Genomic DNA, 20057 nt, shown 5'->3' on the forward strand with positions numbered 1-20057 from the left:
TACACCCCTTCATTAGGTTTTTAACTATACAATTTAGGCTAAAAAAATACATTTTATTCCACATGGCTTGATCTATTTAAAAATTAAATAATAATACCCAACACAAAGGTCAGGTATTTATGATTATTATTTAGGTATAAGTTCATGGTGTACAGGAAGTATTTGTTTAAATATCAATTTTATTGTAATTACTATCCCTTAAATAATTCCAAGAATTTAACTTTAAAACATTGGAATAAACTGTAACAAATTTAAAATTGTGTGTTAGAATCGCTTGAAATAGCTGAAATTAAGAGGTGAAAAAATTTTATAAATAAAATCAACTTACTCATTGACGTAATGTATGTCTGGAGGGTTCAGAGAGGTTAGAACTACAACGGATTTATATGGATAGGAATGCAACTTTTATCGAATATGAGGATGTTATAGTTAATGATGAGGAGAACGCTCATGTAGTTACGAGATATTATAGTCCAGAACAAGATTTGTCAGAGCACATCTTTCATGTGCAAAAAGTAATCTGAACCCAAAACGTTAGACACGAAATTTAAACAGCTTCCTGGGCATGAATTCGGTAATAGCCGGACTCATGCATTTGTAAATTACAAATGGTGTTGTTGATTATATAGATAGCTATAAAAAAAGAAACATTTAGTCCTTATATATTCCATTATAGAGCCATTTAATAGAATAAGATTTTCGAACAAAATTGGGTTATTATGCTATTATTGTTATGAGGTTTTGGAAAAATTTGTTGTCTAATGAGTTAAAACAGAATAAATGGATTTTTTGTGGTGATGTAGAGGTATAGTTGTAAAGAGAGGTGTACAAATGAAAAATATTTTTAATCAATTGCATTCAGAGGAAATTTTAAACCGTATTGACAAATTAAGCCCAAATTCAAAACCCCAATGGGGTAAAATGGATGTTGCCCAAATGCTAGACATTGCTCATCCTTTCAAGACATTGCAATGGGAGATTCTTTTCCTGCGAGGGGTTGGTTAGGGATATTAATAGGAAACTTTGTGAAACCAATTTTTTATAACGACAAGCCATTAGTCCAAAATATGTCCACAATTCCGACCATTTTGATTGTAGATGAAAAAGAATTTGAAACAGAGAAGGAAAAACTGAAACAAAAAATTATAACTTTCCAAAATAATGGTCCAGAGAAGTGTACGACTCATCCACATCCTTTTTTCGGTAAACTTACTTCCGAGCAATGGGGAAAAGGAATTTATAAGCACCTTGACCATCATTTAAAACAGTTTGGAGTTTAGTTAGTCTAAAGAAACCTAAATAAAAGTTAACTGCTTAGAAATAAGTAATCAATCTTATTGTTAAAATGAAAATACTTTCTCCAATGTAGTTTAGTGCTTTATTAAGTAAATAAGTCATATTAGGATTATTTATATTTATTGTCAGCACTTTTAAAAGTTCTAGAAATCTTGCGAAATAACAGCATTTTAAAGATCTTCTGGAATAGGGCGATTTTATTTAGGAACGCGTCTTTTTCGTGTATTTGGCCAGATTGTTGAATAACAAAAGCAAGCATTACATCAAATTTTTCACATATAATTCCATGTTGATATTTGAATATATGGAGGAGATATATAGAATGATTAGTGAAAAATTACAAAAGGATGTCATTGTTGTTGGTGGAGGACCAGCGGGCATGATGCTGGGTTTATTACTGGCTAAGGTTGGTGTTCAAGTAATCGTCTTGGAGAGCCACGATAATTTCGATCGTGAATACCGTGGAGAAGTGCTTCAGCCCCGTTTTATTCAATTGCTTAATCAATTGAAATTACGTGAGTATATCGAACAATTGCCTCATTCTAAGCTAAAGAAAGGTGCTTTTTATCATTATGATAAAAAGAAAGGTGACTTTGATTTCACTTCCATGATTGCAGAAGCACCTTATGCGCTCTGGATTCCTCAGCCTATTTTACTTCAAGCACTGTACAAAAAAGCAAAGGAATATCCAACATTTGATATGATGTTTCATGCCCCGGTAAAAAAACTGCTTGAGAAGGATAGAACAGTGACAGGAGTGGTTGTTGAGCGGGAAAATAAAGAGCTGCTTGAAATTCAGGCGAAAATAGTAGTCGGAGCTGATGGACGGTTTTCCACGATTCGTCGTTTAGGTGGTTTTGAATTAGAATATCAACATAATCCTGGTGATCTAATCTGGTTCAGTGTAAAACGACCTTCTCATTGGGGAGAAGAATTACGATTTAAAATCACAGAGGGACACAGCTATATAACACTGCCGAAATACCCTGACTTACTTCAAGTAGGCATTGCTTTACCACGAGGTGAATGGAAAGAAACACAGCGACAAGGGATAGAAAATTTTCGTCAAGAAATTATGCATGCTAACAAAGGATTTCATGAATTTGCTGAATCTTTGGTTGACTTTAAACCATTCGTACCGCTTCAAGCTAAAAATCATATGGTTAAAACGTGGGCAAAGAATGGGTGCTTGCTGATCGGTGATGCTGCTCATTGTTCATCTCCTGTAGGAGCAATAGGAGTTTCATTAGCAGTAACTACAGCAGTTGTGGCGGCTGATGTTATTTGGGATACGCTGCAAAAACGTGATGTCTCAGCTAAAGTTCTCAGTAGAGTCCAAGAAATTCGAAGTGAGGAGATTGAGGAAATTCACCAAATTCAAGAGCGAATGGGAAATTTGTTTTTTACTTCGTCAAAGTTTGTGAAAGGGATCCGACCATACATCGTATCTGCTGCTTTCAAGACTCCCCTTTTTTCGATGATCCAGAAGAAGCTATTTGTCATGAAAAATCCTGTAGCCATTAATCCTGAATTTGTATTCGATAAATAACAAGATGACGATCTTGCCGTACCCCATATAGAGGTTTATTCAATTATTGGGAGCGTTTGTGTATAAGCTCAATATCTTCTTGCTAACGATCCGTTTTAATAGAAGAAAAACACCCTGGGTAACAAAAAGGTGCCGAATGGGTGCCTATATCGATATTAATTTATAGTGTTGATTGAATATTCTAGTGGGAAACAAACGTTTCGTTGTGTGCATTAATTAAGGTTAGATTGTATGATGTTCTCATGTAAAACTCCACAATCTATGGGCGGCATGATGTAAAAACCATCTCGAGAACCTTTATAAATCAAGGATTCTGGGGGTTTTAGCACTCACCTTTCCATCGAAAAAATAACATTTTGACAACATTTATTTAAGAATTTTCGAAAATGAGGATGTTTCCAAAAGATTGCATAACTTTTGTGAAGCATCCTTTTTCATTTTTCCGTTATCTTTTTCTTATGGGTAACTTAAGATTAACCATGCAGCAAACTGTTAAGTTCGGTTACAGTTGTTATTAACTATTAGAGCGAGGACAACATGAAGATATTGAACTAATTAAGAAACAAGGTAATAAATCAAATTTGTGAAATTACAAATAGAGGTTTATTCTAATCATTAGAATAAACCATATCCTGATCTTCCTGTCCTTTAATAAGAACATCAAAAATAGCGTTTGTTAAACTACGCTTCCCTTTAGCATCATGTCCCAACTCCCATAACATCATCCCACCAAATCCGTTATCAAGAGCAAGTTTGGTTTTCTTTATCATTGTCGTTTCACCATTATAATGATAGGTTGTACCGTTCAAGTTAATTCTATCTCGTTCAGCATTTGCAGGATCATGATTAATGATAGTATCATATGATACTTGGTTATTCTTTACCTCTTCTGGTTGTCCATAAAAAGGTACTCCTAATACTAACTTTTCCTTTGAAATTTCATATTTGTCAAATAAATGAGACCAATAGTTTACGATATTCTCAGTGAATGGATATGGTGATAAATTTGCAGCATTATATTCCCCGTCCCATTGACCGTCATATGCCATAATATTAACATGGTCAACATGATGAAACATGAATGGATCATAAACGACTGATTGATCTTCTGTTCCTGTTACACTATGAATCATTGAATATACGGCTATAGATAACTGCTTGTTATGTAAGTGAAGCTTTTCTCCCAATGTTTTTGTAAATTCAGCTAGATATTGTGCGTCCTCTTTTGAACGAGGGTGCTCAAAGTCAATATCAATCCCATCAAGATTCTCTTCATTCGTTATTTCAATGAGTTCGTTAATAAGTTTTGTACGAGAAGTGGGATTTACTAAAGCAGCTTTAAAATAGTCATAAGATTCTCCGCCTTTCAAGTGGTTCATGCCACCTACAGCAAGCATCACCTTTGTATCTTCTTGGTGTGCTTTTTTTACTGTTTTGCGAAGATTTGATAAGGCCATCTCACCATTCAAAATGAGACTTCCATCTTTTTCTGGATGGGCAAATGAAAAAATAATATGTGTTAACTTCGAATAATCAATCGATGCCGGATCTCGAAAATCCTGTACATATCCTATTAATACTTTTGAATTGACTGTTTCTAACCGGGGGTTTTTCTCTTTAATCGGTTGTTCTGATTTAGGTACTTCTCCTATTTTGTGTTGACTTTGTTCTTGGCCTTTTTCTGTATTGGTACTTTTAATTATAAATACTAAAAATAGTCCTCCTATAAAAATGAGCAATGCTGCAATTGTTAGAAGGTGGTAGTTTTTCTTCAAAAAACAACACCCCTTTTCGTAAAAAATCGCCATTTAAAATAGTATCAAAAAAGAATAGAAACTGGGAAGTGATATAACCCAATAAACATATAAAGTCCTAGTTAAGATTAATTAGTATGAGTAGCTAAGTATGATGTAAGGGGGGCACCCCATATGGGCTCCTACAACTAGGGCAAAATGGCGATTGGTTAGCCTTGGATGCGCCTCAAGGGAGTTATAGCGGAACAACTCCAACGGATTTTATTGCTACAGCATTTTATGCTTATTCAACAAGAATTCTCCGCGATGCCGCGAAAGTTATTGGAAAATATGATGATATTCAAGAATATACCGCCTTATTAGATAAGATTATTGAACAATTCAATTATGAGTTTGTTTCACCATCAGGCAGATTGGTATCTCCAAACGCAAACTGCTCATGTTCTAGCCTTGATGTTTGATTTGGTTGACGGAAAAGTCAAAGAGAGGACAGCGTTTGAACTAAATGAGCTAATCGTTCAAAACAATTATCATCTCACAACTGGATTCGTAGGAACACCTTATCTTTGCCTGGCACTTTCAAAAGCGGGTTACCACGAAACAGCGGTCAGATTATTAATGCAGGACGATTATCCTTCATGGCTCTATTCTATTAAAAAAAGGAGCAACAACGATTTGGGAGCACTGGGATGGCATTAAGCAGGATGGTACCTTCTGGAGCGATGAAATGAATTCCTTTAATCATTATGCATACGGGGCTATTGGTAATTGGATGTATAAGGTGATTGCAGGGTTGGATATGAACGAAGCCTTTCCAGCGTATAAAAAGATTCGAATTGCACCGAAATTCGCCGGTATTCAGCTAACCTATGCAAAAGCGTCCTATGAATCCATGTATGGGCGAATCCGATCGTCTTGGAGGATGACTGAAGAAGAAATTGAGATGGAAGTGGAAATTCCAGCAAATACAACAGCAGAAATCATGTTACCATATGCTCACTTAAACGATGTATCGGAAAGTGGGAAGCCTCTGGTATCAACTGCAGGGATTCATTCCAGCAACGAAACAAATGATGGTGTGATTCTTACTGTCGGTTCGGGCACCTACCGCTTTAACTATGTAAATAAACATGGATTAAGACCGATTTTTACTGAAGAATCGAGACTAATGGATCTACTTGAGCATGAAGAAACATTGAAATTATTAACGAAATACGCACCTGGAATCACAAACCCGCCGGGAATTTTTGAAATGAAAACAAAATCTTTACAAGAATTAGCTGATCTTCCAGGATCAAAACTCTCAACCGATAAGGTAAATGCGCTTCTTGAGGAGTTAAATAACATTGAGTGGAACTTAGTTTTAGTAAAATAGTCTTAAACAAAAGGGGTTGTCTAAAAAGTCCATTTTAGTGTAATATAACTCAAAATTTAAAACCCAAGAATGTTGATATAACAGCATTCTTGGGTTTTCCCTTTTTCAAGATTGGGTTGAAAAGCTACTTTTCGGACAGCACTTTTTAAAAACCGGAAAAAAATTTTTTGAATCTTTCAGTATATACAAACTACTTTTGACCAGCAGAACTTAACCGAGAAATCCCTTCCTCCCTCAAAATCGAAAGCGTAACCTCCGCAGCAGTCATTATTTTTACACCAATTCTTTTTCTAGTTGCAGCCCAAGTAAGAATGGACCCTATACCTTTTGGAATTATCATGATTGTTACGTTATCAATCGGTTTCATTCCCCCGCGCTTGGTATGAATTTATTTGTAGGTTCGGGAATATCTAGGTTAAGTATGTCATCCTTGGTAAGAGGCGTTGTTCCTTTCTTATTATGCTGATTAGCTTGACAATAATAGCGATTATTCCACAGTTATCTTTGTTATTACTTTAATGAGGCTAGCTCAATAGGTCGTTGGCTGCGATCTTTTGAGTCAGTTTTTACGTCTTGGCTCTTTTTTAAGGGATTGTTATTTTTAATTGGTTCTATAAACGAAAAGTCTACTTTTTAGAGAATTTATGCTTAGAGGAGAAAAGTAGTTCCTTCTCTTTTTTTATTCAAAAAAGATGATTAAAGTTTGTTTACTTAGTAGACAAGTGGAATTTGAATGTGTATACTATAAGTGTAAGTAACTTATTAGACAAGTTAACAACATTACAAATCTAATTTTCTATAAATCTTTGATTGAGGTGACGAAGTTGAAAAATATAAGTATTGAAGAATTAGAAGACATAGCCATTGAAATGAGAAAAACAGCTGTAACAATGATTCATAAAGCACAATCTGGCCACCCGGGCGGCTCACTATCTGCAGCAGATCTTATGACAGCGTTGTATTTTAAAGAAATGAACATTGATCCAAACAACCCTAACTGGGAAGACCGTGACAGATTTGTTCTTTCAAAAGGACATGTTTGTCCTATCCAATATTCTGCCTTAGCTTTAAAAGGATATGTCCCATATGACACAATCTACACATTAAGAGAATATGGTTCTCCGTTCCAAGGTCATCCAGATATGAAAAAATGTCCTGGAATTGATATCTCTACTGGGTCATTGGGGCAGGGGCTTTCATGTGGAGTTGGTATGGCAATAGCAGCAAAACGAGATAAAAAAGATTATCGCGTTTTTTCTTTAGTAGGTGATGGAGAATGCCAAGAAGGTCAAATCTGGGAAGCTGCTCAGACAGCCGTAAAGTATCAATTAGATAACTTAATCGTTTTTGTTGATAATAATAGACTACAAATTGATGGTTTTTGTGATGAGGTTATGCCACTTCAAGATTTAGAAAAGAAATTCGAGGCATTTGGTTTGGAAACAAAACGAATTCATGGCCATTCCATGAAAGAAATTGTTGAGACACTTGATGAAATAAGAGTAGCTAAAAATGGGAAGCCAAAATGCGTGATTCTTGACACTGTGAAAGGTAAAGGTGTTTCTTACATGGAGGATGTTGCTGATTGGCACGGGGTAGCTCCAAATGATGAAGAATACAAACAGGCAATTGCTGAAATCACAGGAGGTTTAAAATAATGAGCATAATTGAGAAAACGCTAACAGTAAAAAAAGCAACAAGAGAAGCTTTTGGTGATGAAATTGTAAAGTTAGGTAAAGAGAATAAGGATATTTATGTCATTGACGTTGATATTGCAAAATCATGTAAAACAAGTAATTTTATTAAACAATTACCTGAACAACATATTAATGTCGGGATTGCAGAGCAAAATGCTGCAGGTCTGGCGGCAGGATTGGCGACAACTGGTAAGGTTCCTTTTGTAAGCACTTACGCGGTATTTGGTTCATTACGAATGGCTGAGCAAATTAGACAAGAAGTTTGTTATCCAAATCTAAATGTAAAAATTGCATGTTCACATGGAGGACTAACGCCAGCTAATGATGGTGGAAGTCACCAAGCGATTGAGGATATGGGAGTTTTAAGAAGTTTCCCAAATATGACTGTTATCATGGGGGCAGACTACTTTTCTACTAGAAAATTAGTAGAGCAAGCAGCAAAAATGTATGGTCCTGTTTATCTTCGCTTTACAAGAGACACTGTTCCAGTAATTTATGATGAAAATGAAGAATTTACAATTGGAAAAGCAAAGAAATTACAAGAGGGAAAAGATATTGCCATTATAGCGAATGGTGATACGGTTCATTTAGCAATAGAGGCTACAAAGGAATTAGAAAAGGAAGGTATTTCTGTAAAGCTATTAGATATGCATACAATTAAACCATTAGATCGGGATGCTGTTATCGAATGTTTAGAAATTGGACGTTTAATTACAGTTGAAGATCATAATATTTTAAATGGTTTAGGAAGCGCTGTGTGTGAAGTTGCAGCAGAAGAAGGGAAAGGGAAAGTGAGACGAATTGGGGTGCAAGATCAATTTGGTCAATCTGCTCCATATGAAAAATTAATGGAACTCAATGGAATTACTGTAAGTAATATCATTAAAACAGCTAATGATCTGCTTCGATAAAAAAGTAAGCGTGTTTCTTATTAAATAATAAACAATAAAATTATCATACTATAAATGCAGGAGTGGAGATGCATGTTTGAATTAAATGATCGCATAGCAATCGTAACAGGAAGTGGTTCAAAGAAAGGAATCGGACGGACAATTGCATTAACGCTTGCAAAACAAGGTGCAGCTGTTGTTGTCGCTGACCTAAATTTAGAGGGTGTTGAAGATACTGTAAACGCTATAACTGAAGCTGGGGGAAAAGCTTTAGGTGTAGAATTAAATGTTACGAATAAAGAATCAGTTGATGCAATGGTAGAGAAAGTGTTAAGCGAATTTGGAAGAATCGATATACTTGTTAATAATGCCGGCATCTCGCAAAAAGTCACTGTTCAGGATATGACTCTTGAAGATATGACAAGAGTTTTTAATGTGAATATGTTTGGCTTATTCCTTTGTACTCAAGCAGTACTCGAAACAATGAAAAAACAACAGTTTGGAAGAATTATCAGTCTTTCTTCCGTTTCGGCAAAAAGGGGGGGAGGAGTATTTGGTGGAGCACATTATTCAGCCTCTAAAGCTGCCGTATTAGGTTTCTCAAAAAATCTTGCACGTGAAGTTGCAACAAATGGCATCACAGTAAACTGTGTAGCACCAGGTCTTATTAACACGGAAATATGGAAGTCCCTTCCGGAAGAAGATGCGAAGAATGTGATTGCTAGTATCCCAATGGGTAGACCAGGTGAAGTTCAGGAAATAGCTTCAACAATCGCATTTTTATCAACTGAAGAGGCTTCTTATATTACTGGAGAAGAAATAGATATTAATGGTGGTTCTCACATGGATTAATGAGATAACAGGCATTCCAGTTTGGGCTGCCTGTTTAATCATACCTTATATATCAGTATGAAAGTAAGCTAACGATTGGAGGAAAAGAACAGATGGGTACATTAGTTTGTGAAATTTGTAATGTAACAATTGATCATTTTGAGGATGAAAAGGTAACTGTTCTTTATACGAAGTGTGAGTGCTGTAATAATTCAAAAAAGGATAATAGAAACATAGAAAAATAGGATAAAAAATATGAAGAGGAAGATATGTTATGAAAGTAGCCATTGCATCTGATCATGGTGGGATCACGATTCGAAAAGAGATGATCTCCTTATTGGAGGAGATGGATATTGAGTTTATTGATTTAGGGTGTGAATGTTCTATATCTGTTGATTACCCGGATTATGCCATTCCAGTTGCAGAGAAGGTGGTAAAAGGTGAGGTAGATCGGGGTATTTTAATTTGCGGCACGGGGATTGGAATGAGCATTGCAGCAAACAAAGTCAAAGGAATTCGCTGTGCACTTGTACATGATACCTTTAGTGCCAAGGCTACAAGAGAGCATAATAATTCCAATATTTTAGCCATGGGTGAACGTGTTATTGGTCCCGGATTATCCCATGAAATTGCAAGGATATGGCTGACAACTTCTTATGAAGATGGTGGAAGACATGAAAATCGTATAAGGAAAGTTGCGGATATTGAGATGCAAAGAATATAAAAAATTACTACAATAAAGATGAATGTTGACCAAATGATCCAAGAATAAGAATTTTACTATCTCCTAAAAGAGTGATGATCTAATTCATCACTCTTTTGTGTCAAGTTAAGTTATCATGTTGAATACTAATGAAACTTATTAACATAATATACAAGTGATACCTTGCTCTTTAAAAAAGAAACGCTTATAATTATATGGTGGTTTAAAACGAATATTTATTGAGAGAAGTGATTAACATTAGCTTTAATCGAGTATCAAGTGAGAAATTATATATACAAATTTATAATCAAATTCTTTCAGAAATTCAATCTGGATCCTTTAATATTGGTGATAAACTACCAGCAGAAAGAGAACTGTGCGAGCAATTTGGAGTTAGTCGTGCTCCAGTAAGACAAGCATTAAGCGCCCTTGAGTTGAATGGGTTTATTTATTCTCGCCAAGGTGAAGGAGTGTACGTTAAAAATACACAGTTAACCAATAACTCCGAGTCTTCCTTTATGTTTGATTCAACTTCCCCAGAAGATATTGTTGAAGCGAGAATGAATATTGAGCCTTTAATTGTTAAATATGCAGCTTTAAGAGCTACTGATCAAGATATAGCGGATCTTCGCTCGACAATTAAAAAGATGGAAGAAGAAACAAATGCAGGGATTTATGTTCCTGAAACAGATGAAGAGCTTCACAATGGTATAGCGAAGGCCTCCCACAATGATCTATTTATTAAGATTATGTCAGCAATTAGTAATGCAATGAAGCAACAGGAAATGTGGAAATTCATTCGTGATCGTACGGTAACTAGGCCAGATTATCGAGAGGTTAATTTTAAAGAGCATAAGATGCTTATTCAGGCGATTGAACAACATAATGAAAAAGAAGCTGTAGAGCTAATGACTTCCCATATGCAGAACTTGTACGATCGATATTGGAAAGACTAAATAGGTTTACTAGGTTATATACACATCATCTGTTTATAAAGAAAAGGAATGTATCAAGAAACCATACTTGATACATTCCTTTTTGTTTTTTTAGACTTTAAGAAAGTATAAAATTTTGTACTTAGTTTTAGTGTCTAGCTCCAGGCGCCATCGGCTCTAGGGTCTAATCAAATAGGAATTGAAGGTAAAAGAACACCTTCTATTCCTATTCGTCTTATGCTTGTCGCCTTATGCTTAGCGCCTTGCGCTTTTCTTAGACCAAAACATGTAGCTACTAATAAAAGACGTGTCCAAGATTATTGATAATTTCAGAAATTAATTTAATAGACATTGACATCCTTAGAAACTGTATATATACTTTGTTTATAAGTAACTTAGTATACAAATTTGTAAATCTAAAATTATTCCGTTCATAAATTATGATTGTTTGGCTAAAGATGTAATCGCTTTAAAAAAATGGAACTTAGACGATTAATCTAGTTACTTATGTAAATGTAAATTGAGATATCTGACAAGGATGAGCTGAGAAATTTATTACAGTTTCATTAATGTTTTCCGGACAATTGTAAGCGATTACTAAAACGTTATTTCTTACAAAATAGTTGTATAAGGGAGGAAAAAATCTTGAAAGCGGCATTATTTGATAGAATTAACCACTTTACAGTCATTGCAAAAGAACCACCCGAAATGAAGGAGCATGAGGTATTCATAAAGGTGATTCAAGCAGGAATATGTGGTTCTGATGTGCATGCATATGTAGGGAAGCATCCTTTTCGTCATCCGCCAAGTATATTAGGACATGAAGTAATTGGACGAATAGTAGATAAAGGTAATAAGGTAACTAGTTTTCGAGCTGGGGATTTGGTGACAGTTGAACCACAGATAGGCTGTGGAATTTGTCATCCATGCAAAAAAGGGCATTACAATTTATGTGAAGAAAAAGTGGTGCTTGGAACAACAAAATGGGATGGAGGCTTTGCAGAATATATTGTAGCTCCAGAGCAAGCTGTATATAAAATCCCTGATACATTAATACCGGAATTAGCAGTCCTAACAGAACCTTTGGCTGTAGGTGTTCATGCGGTAAATATTGCAGACATTCAAAAAGGAGATAAAGTAGCTATTCTTGGTTCCGGGCCGATAGGTCTGGTTACAGCAGTTGCTGCTCATAATAAAGGGGCCGAAACGATTTGTCTGACTGATGCCATCGATAAAAATTTAGAAATAGGTAAAAAGCTATGTGCAACTCATGTTGTGAATGTGAGATCTCAATCCTTGCATGACTATGTTTCTGCTACTATTGGTCAGTTTGATCATGTTTTTCTTACGGCGGGCTATGAATCTATATTAGATGACGCTTTGTCTGTCATAAGAAGAAAAGGAAAAGTTATTTCCATTGCTTTATTTGAAGAAAAAGTAGCGATTGATCTCAATAAATTTATGATTTCTGAAGTTCAGATGTTTGGATCCTCGATGTACGTAAAAGACGACTTTCATACTGCTATTGAAATAATCGCATCTAATAAGTACGAGCTGGAAACATTAATCACACATCGGTTTCATTTTGATCAAATTAGTGATGCTATGGAGGTTGCATTAACGAAAAGTGGATCTCCGATAAAAATCGTTCTGGATTTATAGATAGTCCAATCGGAGAGGAGGTATTTTCAAGGCTTCTGGATGATAACTTGCGTGTTTTAGGTCATTTTGAAAACGAACGGATTCAGACATGCTAGTCTCTATTAAAATAAGTTAACTAGATTTGAGGTTTTTTATCATCATATTGACATTAGCAAGATATTTGGTAAACTATAGTTATTGGTATACTTAGTATACAAGAATACTAATTTCAAAAGTGTTTATTACAAGCTTAATGACCAATCTATATTTACGCTAAAATAAAGGAGGAATTGATTTGGCTTCAATTACATTTTTAAATGACCCAGTTACATTAGTAGGAAATGAAGTAAAAGTAGGGGACACAGCACCAGATTTTACAGTTCTTGATCATGATTTATCTCCGGTATCACTTTCAGATTCAAAAGGAAAGGTCCGCTTAATTTCTGTCGTGCCTTCGATTGACACAGGGGTTTGTGATGCTCAAACAAGACGTTTTAACGAAGATGCTTCCAGTATAAACAATGTTGAAGTTTTAACAATTAGCGTGGATTTACCTTTTGCTCAAAAAAGATGGTGTGGTTCAAATGGACTTGAACATGTAAAAACACTTTCTGATCACCGTGATCTTTCATTTGGTGAAGCATATGGCGTTCATATGAAAGAGTTACGTTTATTAGCGCGTGCCGTATTTGTGATTGATTCTAACGATAAGGTCATACATGCTGAGTATGTCAGTGAAGTGACAAATCATCCAAATTATGAGGCAGCGATTGAAGCGGTAAAATCTGCGAAATAAGATTACTAGAAATGATTATTTTATACAGTTGACCGAAACCGTGCCCTATCATCTATAATAATCATGTAAACATGGGGTTTATTGGTAATATTCTAATTTTTAAAAGCTTCCACACAACATGAGTAGTGCGGAAGCTTTTTGGTAGGATAATAACAAATTTAAACGGTATAAACATGTGTTTGGTTTTTAAATTGTTTTGTTGTCAAACCAGTCACTTTTTTGAACGTTCTGCAAAAATAGTGGGAATCACTATAGCCAACTTCATGGGCAATTTCATATGTTTTATTATTTGTTGTCTTCAGAAGATTTTTTGCCCTCTCAATTCGGGTGTTCGTTAAGTATTCGATTAATGTTTTTCCTGTTTCTTGGCTAAACATATGACTTAAATAGGATGCGCTTACATTTACGGCGTCTGCTACAGCTTGAAGAGATAACTGAGAGTCAGCAAAATGTTCGTTAATATAATCTACGGCCATTTGTACGGATGAAGAGTATTTGCTAGTAAGGTTATCTCTAGTTGATATAACAAGATCCAGCATTTCTTCGATATAAGATAATGCTTCATGATAATAGCGAATCCAGCTTGCTTTTATTTCTAATTGATTGATTTTCTGCATGATGTCAAGATTATCCATCTCCATTTCCTTTAAATAATGGGAGATGGAAATGGTAAAATCCATTAAAAAGTAATACATGGTAAAAGGAGAACGAATCATTCCTTTTTCAAGATAGGATGAATAAGAACGAGCAAAGCTAGAGATATCACTTGATCGTCCAACTTTAAGAAAGTCAATTAAGTCCCGGCGATTAAAATGCTGCAATTCTTTTTTTGACTCGGCATCAATCTCCGTTTCCTTTGATCTGTATTTCTGAATAATACTTGAATAGCTTTTCTCTTCATCGGCTTCCGAGAATGATAACGTAATCCCTTGAATACGGCTTTCTACTCTGCCAATTCCAAAGATGATTGGGTTGTCTGGGTGGAGATTGTCATGAGAAATCAAGCGTTGTCTAATGATCTCGGATTCTCTTTCAAGCGCCTGTTTCGATTCTCCCATCATGATAAAAATCGATTCCTTCACTTTTCTGCTAAAGCGCAAACAAACAAATTCATGATCAATCCAATTAATGGAATTTGGCCCGTTTGTATATTCAACAATAATAATATAATAATAGCTTGAGATAAGATTTAGATTTAATTTTGAAGCTTCTTTAATAGCAGACGAAGAACTATAGACGCCTTCACAAAGTTCGTATAAAAACTTATCTCTAGAAGCAGATTTTGTTTGCAATAATTGACTTTCCAGGTCACTTAATCGTTTATTGCTCATTTCTTCCTCATCAATTTTTGCGGCAACCTTTTTCAAAATAGCCAGCAAATCCTGTGAACTGACCGGCTTTAGGCAGTATTCTGTTACTTGGATGCGCATCGCTTCTCTGGCATATTCAAATTCGTCATGTCCGCTAAGGATAATAATTTTGATGGAAGGCATTTTTTCGCGAAGAATTCGACTTAGCTCCAGTCCATCCATAAACGGCATTTTTATATCAGTAATCACAATATCAGGCTGATGCTTTTCGATTAATGGAAGGGCAACCTCGCCATCTGAAGCATCTCCACAAAAAATAAATCCTTCTTGATTCCAATTAATGCTCTTGCCAATCCCTTCACGGATCGCCATTTCATCATCGACCAAAAATACCTTTTTCATTGGGATCCCCTTTCTGCCGGAATAATTACACTAACACGAGTGCCGGAGCCGTACCAGCTATTAATCTTTAAACCAAATGGCTCTCCATAATGTAGTAAAATACGCTGGTGAACATTTACCATACCAAATCCACCTTGTTTCTTTTCAAAGGGAACTCCTTGAGATAATTGTTTTCGTAAATCTTGTAATTTATCTTCTTTCATTCCAATCCCGTTATCAATCACATCAATTGAGATATATCCTTCTGGAGTAAAATCTCCTTTAATGCGAACAAATCCCTTCCCGCGTTTATTTTTTATGCCATGGTAGATCGCATTTTCAACAATAGGCTGAAGGGTTAATTTGATCATCTCATAGTTCAAAATATCTTCATTTAGATGAAACGTAACATCTAAAATATCTTGGTACCTCATTTTTTGTATAGTAAGATAATTGCGGATATGGTTAATCTCATCTTCTATAAGAATAAAATCCTTTCCCTTACTTAATGAAATTCTAAAAAAATAGGATAAGGCCTTTGTGATATCAATGACCTGCTGGCTTTTCTTGGCTTCTGCCATCCATATGATTGTTTCGAGTGAGTTATAAAGAAAATGAGGATTAATTTGCGCCTGCATCGTCCGTAATTCCGCCATTTTTAATTGCTTTTGTTCATTCACACTTTTTGTTAATAGAGCCTTGATTTTCATAATCATACTATTGAAGTTTTCACCCAGGTCAGCAACCTCATCTGTCCCTTTGTTCACGATCTGCACATCAAGATCACCTTGAGAAGCTTGTTTCATTTTTTCTTTTAATGTACGAAGCGGAAGAATCAGCCTAGATGTGATAAAGAAATAGAATCCCATTGTAAAAAGTAAAATCGACCCTACAGTTAATGTAATTAAACTTCTAATTTCAGTAGCTTCCTTCGTAATCTCTGCGAGCGATGCATAGCGAATAAATTTCCAGCCAGTCAATTCAGATGTATCATAGACGATAAATGTTTTATTCTCCGTAAAATATCCAGATTGGTTTTCTTCCAAAGGTTTTCGCTCGGTTATTGGTGAAGCTTTTTCAAATTGTGGCTGGGAAAATAATAGATGACCTGTTTCTGACTCAATATGAATCGTACCGGGCGTTCTTGATGAAGCTTCGTGAAGAATATCTTTAAAAATGGAAGCTTTTATCACAATATTAATGTAACCAATGACTTTTTTAGAACTGTCCGATACAATTGTACTTGTCATCGAAAAGGCTGGATTACTATTTTTATAGATCGGTTCGATTACTGTCTTTGTTGGCTGATTTCGCAGGTCCAGATAAGGAGACTTAGTGATTGTCTCTCTATCAATTTGATGAACCCCTCGGTCCTCACTTACTGCCTTCCCTTCAAGATCAATAACTTTAATATTCATGATGCTGTCACTAAATTGATAACTTTCTCTGTAAAGCTTGATCATGCCTAAAATACTTTTTGATTCCTCAGCCGTATTTACTTTGTCAATTAAAAATTGTACGGTGCTGTCCTTTTTCCCAATTTCAGTAAATCTTCTAATATCTTGATAAACAACATCAAATTCTCTTTTTAGTTGACCCATTTGAATTTGGGCTAGTGAATAGGACTTTTGCGCAACAATATCATAGGACTTCAGATAAGAGATTACCCCAACAAGGATGAGTGGTATGACCGTTAAAAAAAGAAACATCATTAAAAGCTTTGTACGTAAGCTAGAGGCAATCCATTTTGTGATTTTCATGATTTATCCAACCTGCCCATAATAGAATAAATGAATTTGAAATAATGATAAGAGTGATTTGGGATTATAGTTTAAACTGCCTGATGTTCTCTTTCATTTCTTGAATTCGTTCGACCAGCTTATAAGATGCATCAGACACTTCCTCAAGAGTCGTTAATTGTTCTTCACCCATGGCCGCAATTCCGGCAATTTCCGCATTACTAATTTGGGAGCTCTGCTCAATGTCTGAGATCATTTTACGGACAGAAAGCATTTGATCAAACGCTTCCTGCATGTCTTGCTTAATGCTTTCAATTTCGACTTGCTGGTTATTTCTAATGGAGCGAATCGTTTGGAAGCCTCCATTTATTTGTTCTGTTTTGATTCTGCTAAATTGAATAATTTCGAGAGCCTCTAGGTGTTGTTTTTTAATAGTAGATATTAGGTTTGTTAAGTGGTTCATATTGGAATCAGAGTCTTGGGAAATAGCGTTCGCTTCCTCAGCGACTACTTTGACCCGGGTTAATACGCTTTCAATTTTTTCATTTGCTGAGCTCTTAGGAATTTCAGTAAGCAGCGTTTGAGCCAATAGATTAGTCTCCCGTTCAACAAGCTTAATGAGCCGTAAATATTCATGCATTTCTCCTGACAGTTTTTGAAGTTCCTCCGAATCACGGTTAACTTGATGTATAGTTTGGCTTATTTTTTCAAGCAGCTCATGGAAGGTAATAAGCTGGCTGTTTATTTCATTCGTCATTTTTAATGTTTCGTTTGATTGGAGATTCATTTTGTTTGATTTTGCTAGTACCTCGTTATATTTAAAAAGCAGATGTTCAAATGTAGAGACTGATTTTTGAATGAGTTGATCTTGTTTATGAAGATTGACTGAGATGGTTTGTGTTGCTTCTGCAACATCTTCACCCGCCAATCTGTTTTCAAGAATACTTTGATGTATATCCTTCGAAGTTAAAACGACTAGATCATTTGTATTTCTCACGCTTAAAATAATATCCTTTAAATTATGAAACATTCGATTATAGGCACGACATAAATCACCGATTTCATTTTTAGAAGCAATCGATATTTCTCCTACTGTTAAGTTTCCTTCCGCAATTTCATTTGTTTTTTGTCCTAAAGCGCGAATAGGTTTGACAAAACTTCCTGATATATAGATAGCAAATAATAATGAGAGAATAATAATACCAATAAATGCACAAATATAAATGGTTATGTCTCTTTTTAAATTAGCGGAAATAATATTTTGCGCTTCTCCTTTAACCAGGAGGGTTTTTTGCAAAAGTGCCTCAACTTTTTCATCAATAAGGTCGGTAAGAATGGTTATGTATTCATATGTGATATTTCGTTGATCAGCTGAAACATTTGTTTGTATTTGCTCGCCAAGCTTATCAATATATTCAGTCGTGGTCGTTAATGTTTCGCGAACCTCAGATATTTCCTTCGAAAATTGGCCATTTTTATCATCACGTTCGATTTTATCTAAATTTTGGTACATATTGTTTAAATGGTCGTATTGGGTTCCATTTTCAAAATGGACCTTGCCATAAGCAATTTCTCTAATCTCATCATTGAGCTGTTGCTTAAGCGAGCCATTAATTGAATTTGTCAGCGTAATCGTTTCCATCATGGCGTTATACTGCTGAATATATCCAAGGAAAAGATAGATTTGAACACAGTTAGCTGTAGCCAACCATAAAAGAATGACCGAGAAAACGAGAATTAATCTTCTCTTTAATGATAAATCAGACAACTTTGGATACGCTTTCAAATATGATCCCTCCTTCTTAGAACCATATTACTATATAAAGATTTAAATGTAGATAAAAAAAATATGCAATTTCAATTAAAAATTTTACAGTTTTTGAAAAGGGAGTCATAAAAACAATGTATCATTTTATATTTTTTGCAAATATCCAGCATTTTTCAATCCTTCCGGCGATATCGTTTAATTAGACGGAGATTTGTCTTTAATGCTTAATGCAACTTACCGTAATGATCTTCTATACTAAAAATCTAAAAACATAAGAAATTAGCAGAAAAAGCATATAACACTACAAAAAAATCAAATTCTTTAGAATCTTTCCAATAATATGTCTATAATGTATAATAAGTACAAGATACAAAGAAGGAGGTAATAAATGAAGACATATAATCATTTTTATCGATTTAGAACCAAAATTTCTCCTCTTATTGGCATCGCTTCACTCGCTTTTTTCAAGTAATTGATAAACACTTGTTTTTAATAGTTTTCTTTCTTCAGTTTTTAACCATTCCGTGATATCTCGAGAGATAACCAGGAAAACTTCCTTCCAGCCAATATAAAACCTTGCAATGTAAGCTCAACTTTCATTTTTCGCCTGTTATAAAAACATATTCGCTTTGTTGTAAAGTGAATGATCGATTCCTTCTATCATTTTTTAGCTTTTTGCTTGAGTAATCATGAACCTAGTCGGATTCTTCAACAGAAGTGAAAAAAATAAGGAGGGTTTGTTTTGGAACTATATGAAACATTATATGATGAGCATGAAAGAGCCGACGTACGGTTTGTTGGCTTTACAACGGATCATATTCGATATGATTTTGGAATCGTTTATACCCAAATGTTTTTGGGAAAACCACTTGTTATATGCATGCAAACCGGTAGATCAGCTTTGTTGGATTCAAGTGATATTAAGAATATTGAGTATTTAAAAACAGTATTTTGTATTAGTTCTCTTAAAGAAGCAGAGGATGTATCACTTTTTTTAAAGCAATACCTTTCTACCTCATTTTATATTGAACAGTATACCTGATTGGTTCTATACTATAGGTCCATAAATAAAGAATCGACTCCTTGGTAGATAGGAGTCGATTTTTTTATTTAAAGGTAAGAAAGAAAATTTTAACCAAGTTTTTGTGTCTAGCTCCAGCGCCTAGCCCCGAAGCACAGGACGTGCAAGTGCAGCCAAGAGATAAGGACGTCGCGTTTTTGTGACTGCCTCTATGGTCTAGCCACTCATGAATTGAAGGCAAAGAACCCTTCTATTCATGAGCGTCTTATTTGCCCTAGGCTGATCAAGGCGCTTGCGCTTTTCTTATTATCGTGCAAAGCATGCCGTTAATTGCTAATTGGTGGAAGTACACCTTGAGCAGGTACCACGAA

18 protein-coding genes and 1 pseudogene are annotated in these 20057 nt (G+C 35.2%); 15 read left to right on the forward strand and 4 right to left on the reverse strand.

Annotated features, from left to right (window positions below; translation table 11 throughout):
- Positions 1-831 precede the first annotated feature (831 nt).
- Positions 832-1280, forward strand: a pseudogene (locus ACSVDH_RS07370) (DUF1569 domain-containing protein).
- Positions 1281-1618: 338 nt separating this feature from the next.
- Positions 1619-2845 carry an FAD-dependent monooxygenase gene (locus ACSVDH_RS07375; protein ID WP_439249080.1) on the forward strand — a complete coding sequence of 409 codons (1227 nt, stop codon included), beginning with the start codon at positions 1619-1621 and terminating at the stop codon, positions 2843-2845.
- A 608-nt stretch (positions 2846-3453) separates the two neighbouring features.
- Here the strand turns inward: ACSVDH_RS07375 and ACSVDH_RS07380 are convergent.
- Positions 3454-4620: a glycosyl hydrolase family 18 protein gene (locus ACSVDH_RS07380; RefSeq protein ID WP_439249081.1), complete on the reverse strand. Its 1167-nt coding sequence runs from the start codon at positions 4618-4620 to the stop codon at positions 3454-3456.
- A gap of 194 nt (positions 4621-4814) precedes the next feature.
- On the opposite strand from ACSVDH_RS07380, the gene ACSVDH_RS07385 reads away from it, so the two are divergent.
- The 12 genes from ACSVDH_RS07385 to tpx all read left to right on the forward strand — a co-directional run bounded on the left by ACSVDH_RS07385 (position 4815) and on the right by tpx (position 13467).
- Positions 4815-5060 carry an alpha-L-rhamnosidase-related protein gene (locus tag ACSVDH_RS07385; protein WP_439249082.1) on the forward strand — a complete coding sequence of 82 codons (246 nt, stop codon included), beginning with the start codon at positions 4815-4817 and terminating at the stop codon, positions 5058-5060.
- Positions 4993-5298 carry an alpha-L-rhamnosidase-related protein gene (locus tag ACSVDH_RS07390; protein WP_439249083.1) on the forward strand — a complete coding sequence of 102 codons (306 nt, stop codon included), beginning with the start codon at positions 4993-4995 and terminating at the stop codon, positions 5296-5298. The genes ACSVDH_RS07385 and ACSVDH_RS07390 overlap by 68 nt, the downstream gene beginning before the upstream one ends.
- Positions 5294-5974 (forward strand): alpha-L-rhamnosidase C-terminal domain-containing protein, encoded by a 681-nt coding sequence (locus ACSVDH_RS07395; protein ID WP_439249158.1) that lies wholly within the window; start codon positions 5294-5296, stop codon positions 5972-5974. The genes ACSVDH_RS07390 and ACSVDH_RS07395 overlap by 5 nt, the downstream gene beginning before the upstream one ends.
- Before the next feature lie 281 nt (positions 5975-6255).
- Positions 6256-6360 carry a hypothetical protein gene (locus ACSVDH_RS07400; RefSeq protein ID WP_439249159.1) on the forward strand — a complete coding sequence of 35 codons (105 nt, stop codon included), beginning with the start codon at positions 6256-6258 and terminating at the stop codon, positions 6358-6360.
- Positions 6361-6798: 438 nt separating this feature from the next.
- A complete protein-coding gene (locus ACSVDH_RS07405; RefSeq protein ID WP_439249084.1) occupies positions 6799-7632 on the forward strand; it encodes a transketolase in 834 nt (277 codons plus the stop codon).
- Positions 7632-8582 carry a transketolase family protein gene (locus ACSVDH_RS07410; protein ID WP_439249085.1) on the forward strand — a complete coding sequence of 317 codons (951 nt, stop codon included), beginning with the start codon at positions 7632-7634 and terminating at the stop codon, positions 8580-8582. The genes ACSVDH_RS07405 and ACSVDH_RS07410 overlap by 1 nt, the downstream gene beginning before the upstream one ends.
- Positions 8583-8654: 72 nt before the next feature.
- Positions 8655-9413, forward strand: a complete 759-nt coding sequence (locus ACSVDH_RS07415; protein ID WP_439249086.1) for an SDR family NAD(P)-dependent oxidoreductase — start codon at positions 8655-8657, stop codon at positions 9411-9413.
- 92 nt (positions 9414-9505) lie between these two features.
- The gene (locus tag ACSVDH_RS07420; protein WP_439249087.1) at positions 9506-9637 is read left to right on the forward strand and encodes a GapA-binding peptide SR1P; all 132 of its coding nucleotides are present in this window, start codon (positions 9506-9508) and stop codon (positions 9635-9637) included.
- A gap of 29 nt (positions 9638-9666) precedes the next feature.
- A complete protein-coding gene (rpiB, locus tag ACSVDH_RS07425) occupies positions 9667-10116 on the forward strand; it encodes a ribose 5-phosphate isomerase B (RefSeq protein ID WP_439249088.1) in 450 nt (149 codons plus the stop codon).
- Positions 10117-10343: 227 nt separating this feature from the next.
- Entirely contained in the window at positions 10344-11051 is a 708-nt protein-coding gene (locus ACSVDH_RS07430; RefSeq protein WP_439249160.1) for a FadR/GntR family transcriptional regulator, read from the forward strand.
- A 624-nt stretch (positions 11052-11675) separates the two neighbouring features.
- Positions 11676-12692 carry a zinc-dependent alcohol dehydrogenase gene (locus ACSVDH_RS07435; protein ID WP_439249089.1) on the forward strand — a complete coding sequence of 339 codons (1017 nt, stop codon included), beginning with the start codon at positions 11676-11678 and terminating at the stop codon, positions 12690-12692.
- 274 nt (positions 12693-12966) lie between these two features.
- Positions 12967-13467, forward strand: coding sequence for a thiol peroxidase (gene tpx / locus ACSVDH_RS07440; RefSeq protein ID WP_439249090.1), 501 nt, complete (start codon positions 12967-12969; stop codon positions 13465-13467).
- A gap of 158 nt (positions 13468-13625) precedes the next feature.
- On the opposite strand, the gene ACSVDH_RS07445 is transcribed toward tpx, so the two are convergent.
- The 3 genes from ACSVDH_RS07445 to ACSVDH_RS07455 form a co-directional block, all read right to left on the reverse strand.
- Positions 13626-15179, reverse strand: coding sequence for a response regulator transcription factor (locus tag ACSVDH_RS07445; protein ID WP_439249091.1), 1554 nt, complete (start codon positions 15177-15179; stop codon positions 13626-13628).
- Entirely contained in the window at positions 15176-16918 is a 1743-nt protein-coding gene (locus tag ACSVDH_RS07450) for a sensor histidine kinase (protein WP_439249092.1), read from the reverse strand. Before ACSVDH_RS07450 ends, ACSVDH_RS07445 begins: the two co-directional genes overlap by 4 nt.
- 64 nt (positions 16919-16982) lie before the next feature.
- Positions 16983-18683 (reverse strand): methyl-accepting chemotaxis protein, encoded by a 1701-nt coding sequence (locus ACSVDH_RS07455; RefSeq protein ID WP_439249093.1) that lies wholly within the window; start codon positions 18681-18683, stop codon positions 16983-16985.
- Positions 18684-19407: 724 nt separating this feature from the next.
- On the opposite strand from ACSVDH_RS07455, the gene ACSVDH_RS07460 reads away from it, so the two are divergent.
- The gene (locus ACSVDH_RS07460; protein ID WP_439249094.1) at positions 19408-19707 is read left to right on the forward strand and encodes a DUF3055 domain-containing protein; all 300 of its coding nucleotides are present in this window, start codon (positions 19408-19410) and stop codon (positions 19705-19707) included.
- Positions 19708-20057 lie beyond the last annotated feature (350 nt).

The organism is Metabacillus sp. Hm71, assembly GCF_051842955.2.
In the GTDB taxonomy this organism is placed as follows: domain Bacteria; phylum Bacillota; class Bacilli; order Bacillales; family Bacillaceae; genus Metabacillus.

Bases quoted from the DNA above. Each gene is read 5' to 3' on its own strand.
- ACSVDH_RS07375 (WP_439249080.1), top strand. From the start codon at position 1,619: ATGATTAGTGAAAAATTACAAAAGGATGTCATTGTTGTTGGTGGAGGA.
- ACSVDH_RS07450 (WP_439249092.1), bottom strand. From the start codon at position 16,918: ATGAAAATCACAAAATGGATTGCCTCTAGCTTACGTACAAAGCTTTTA.
- ACSVDH_RS07420 (WP_439249087.1), top strand. From the start codon at position 9,506: ATGGGTACATTAGTTTGTGAAATTTGTAATGTAACAATTGATCATTTT.
- ACSVDH_RS07445 (WP_439249091.1), bottom strand. From the start codon at position 15,179: ATGAAAAAGGTATTTTTGGTCGATGATGAAATGGCGATCCGTGAAGGG.
- rpiB (WP_439249088.1), top strand. From the start codon at position 9,667: ATGAAAGTAGCCATTGCATCTGATCATGGTGGGATCACGATTCGAAAA.
- ACSVDH_RS07410 (WP_439249085.1), top strand. From the start codon at position 7,632: ATGAGCATAATTGAGAAAACGCTAACAGTAAAAAAAGCAACAAGAGAA.
- ACSVDH_RS07415 (WP_439249086.1), top strand. From the start codon at position 8,655: ATGTTTGAATTAAATGATCGCATAGCAATCGTAACAGGAAGTGGTTCA.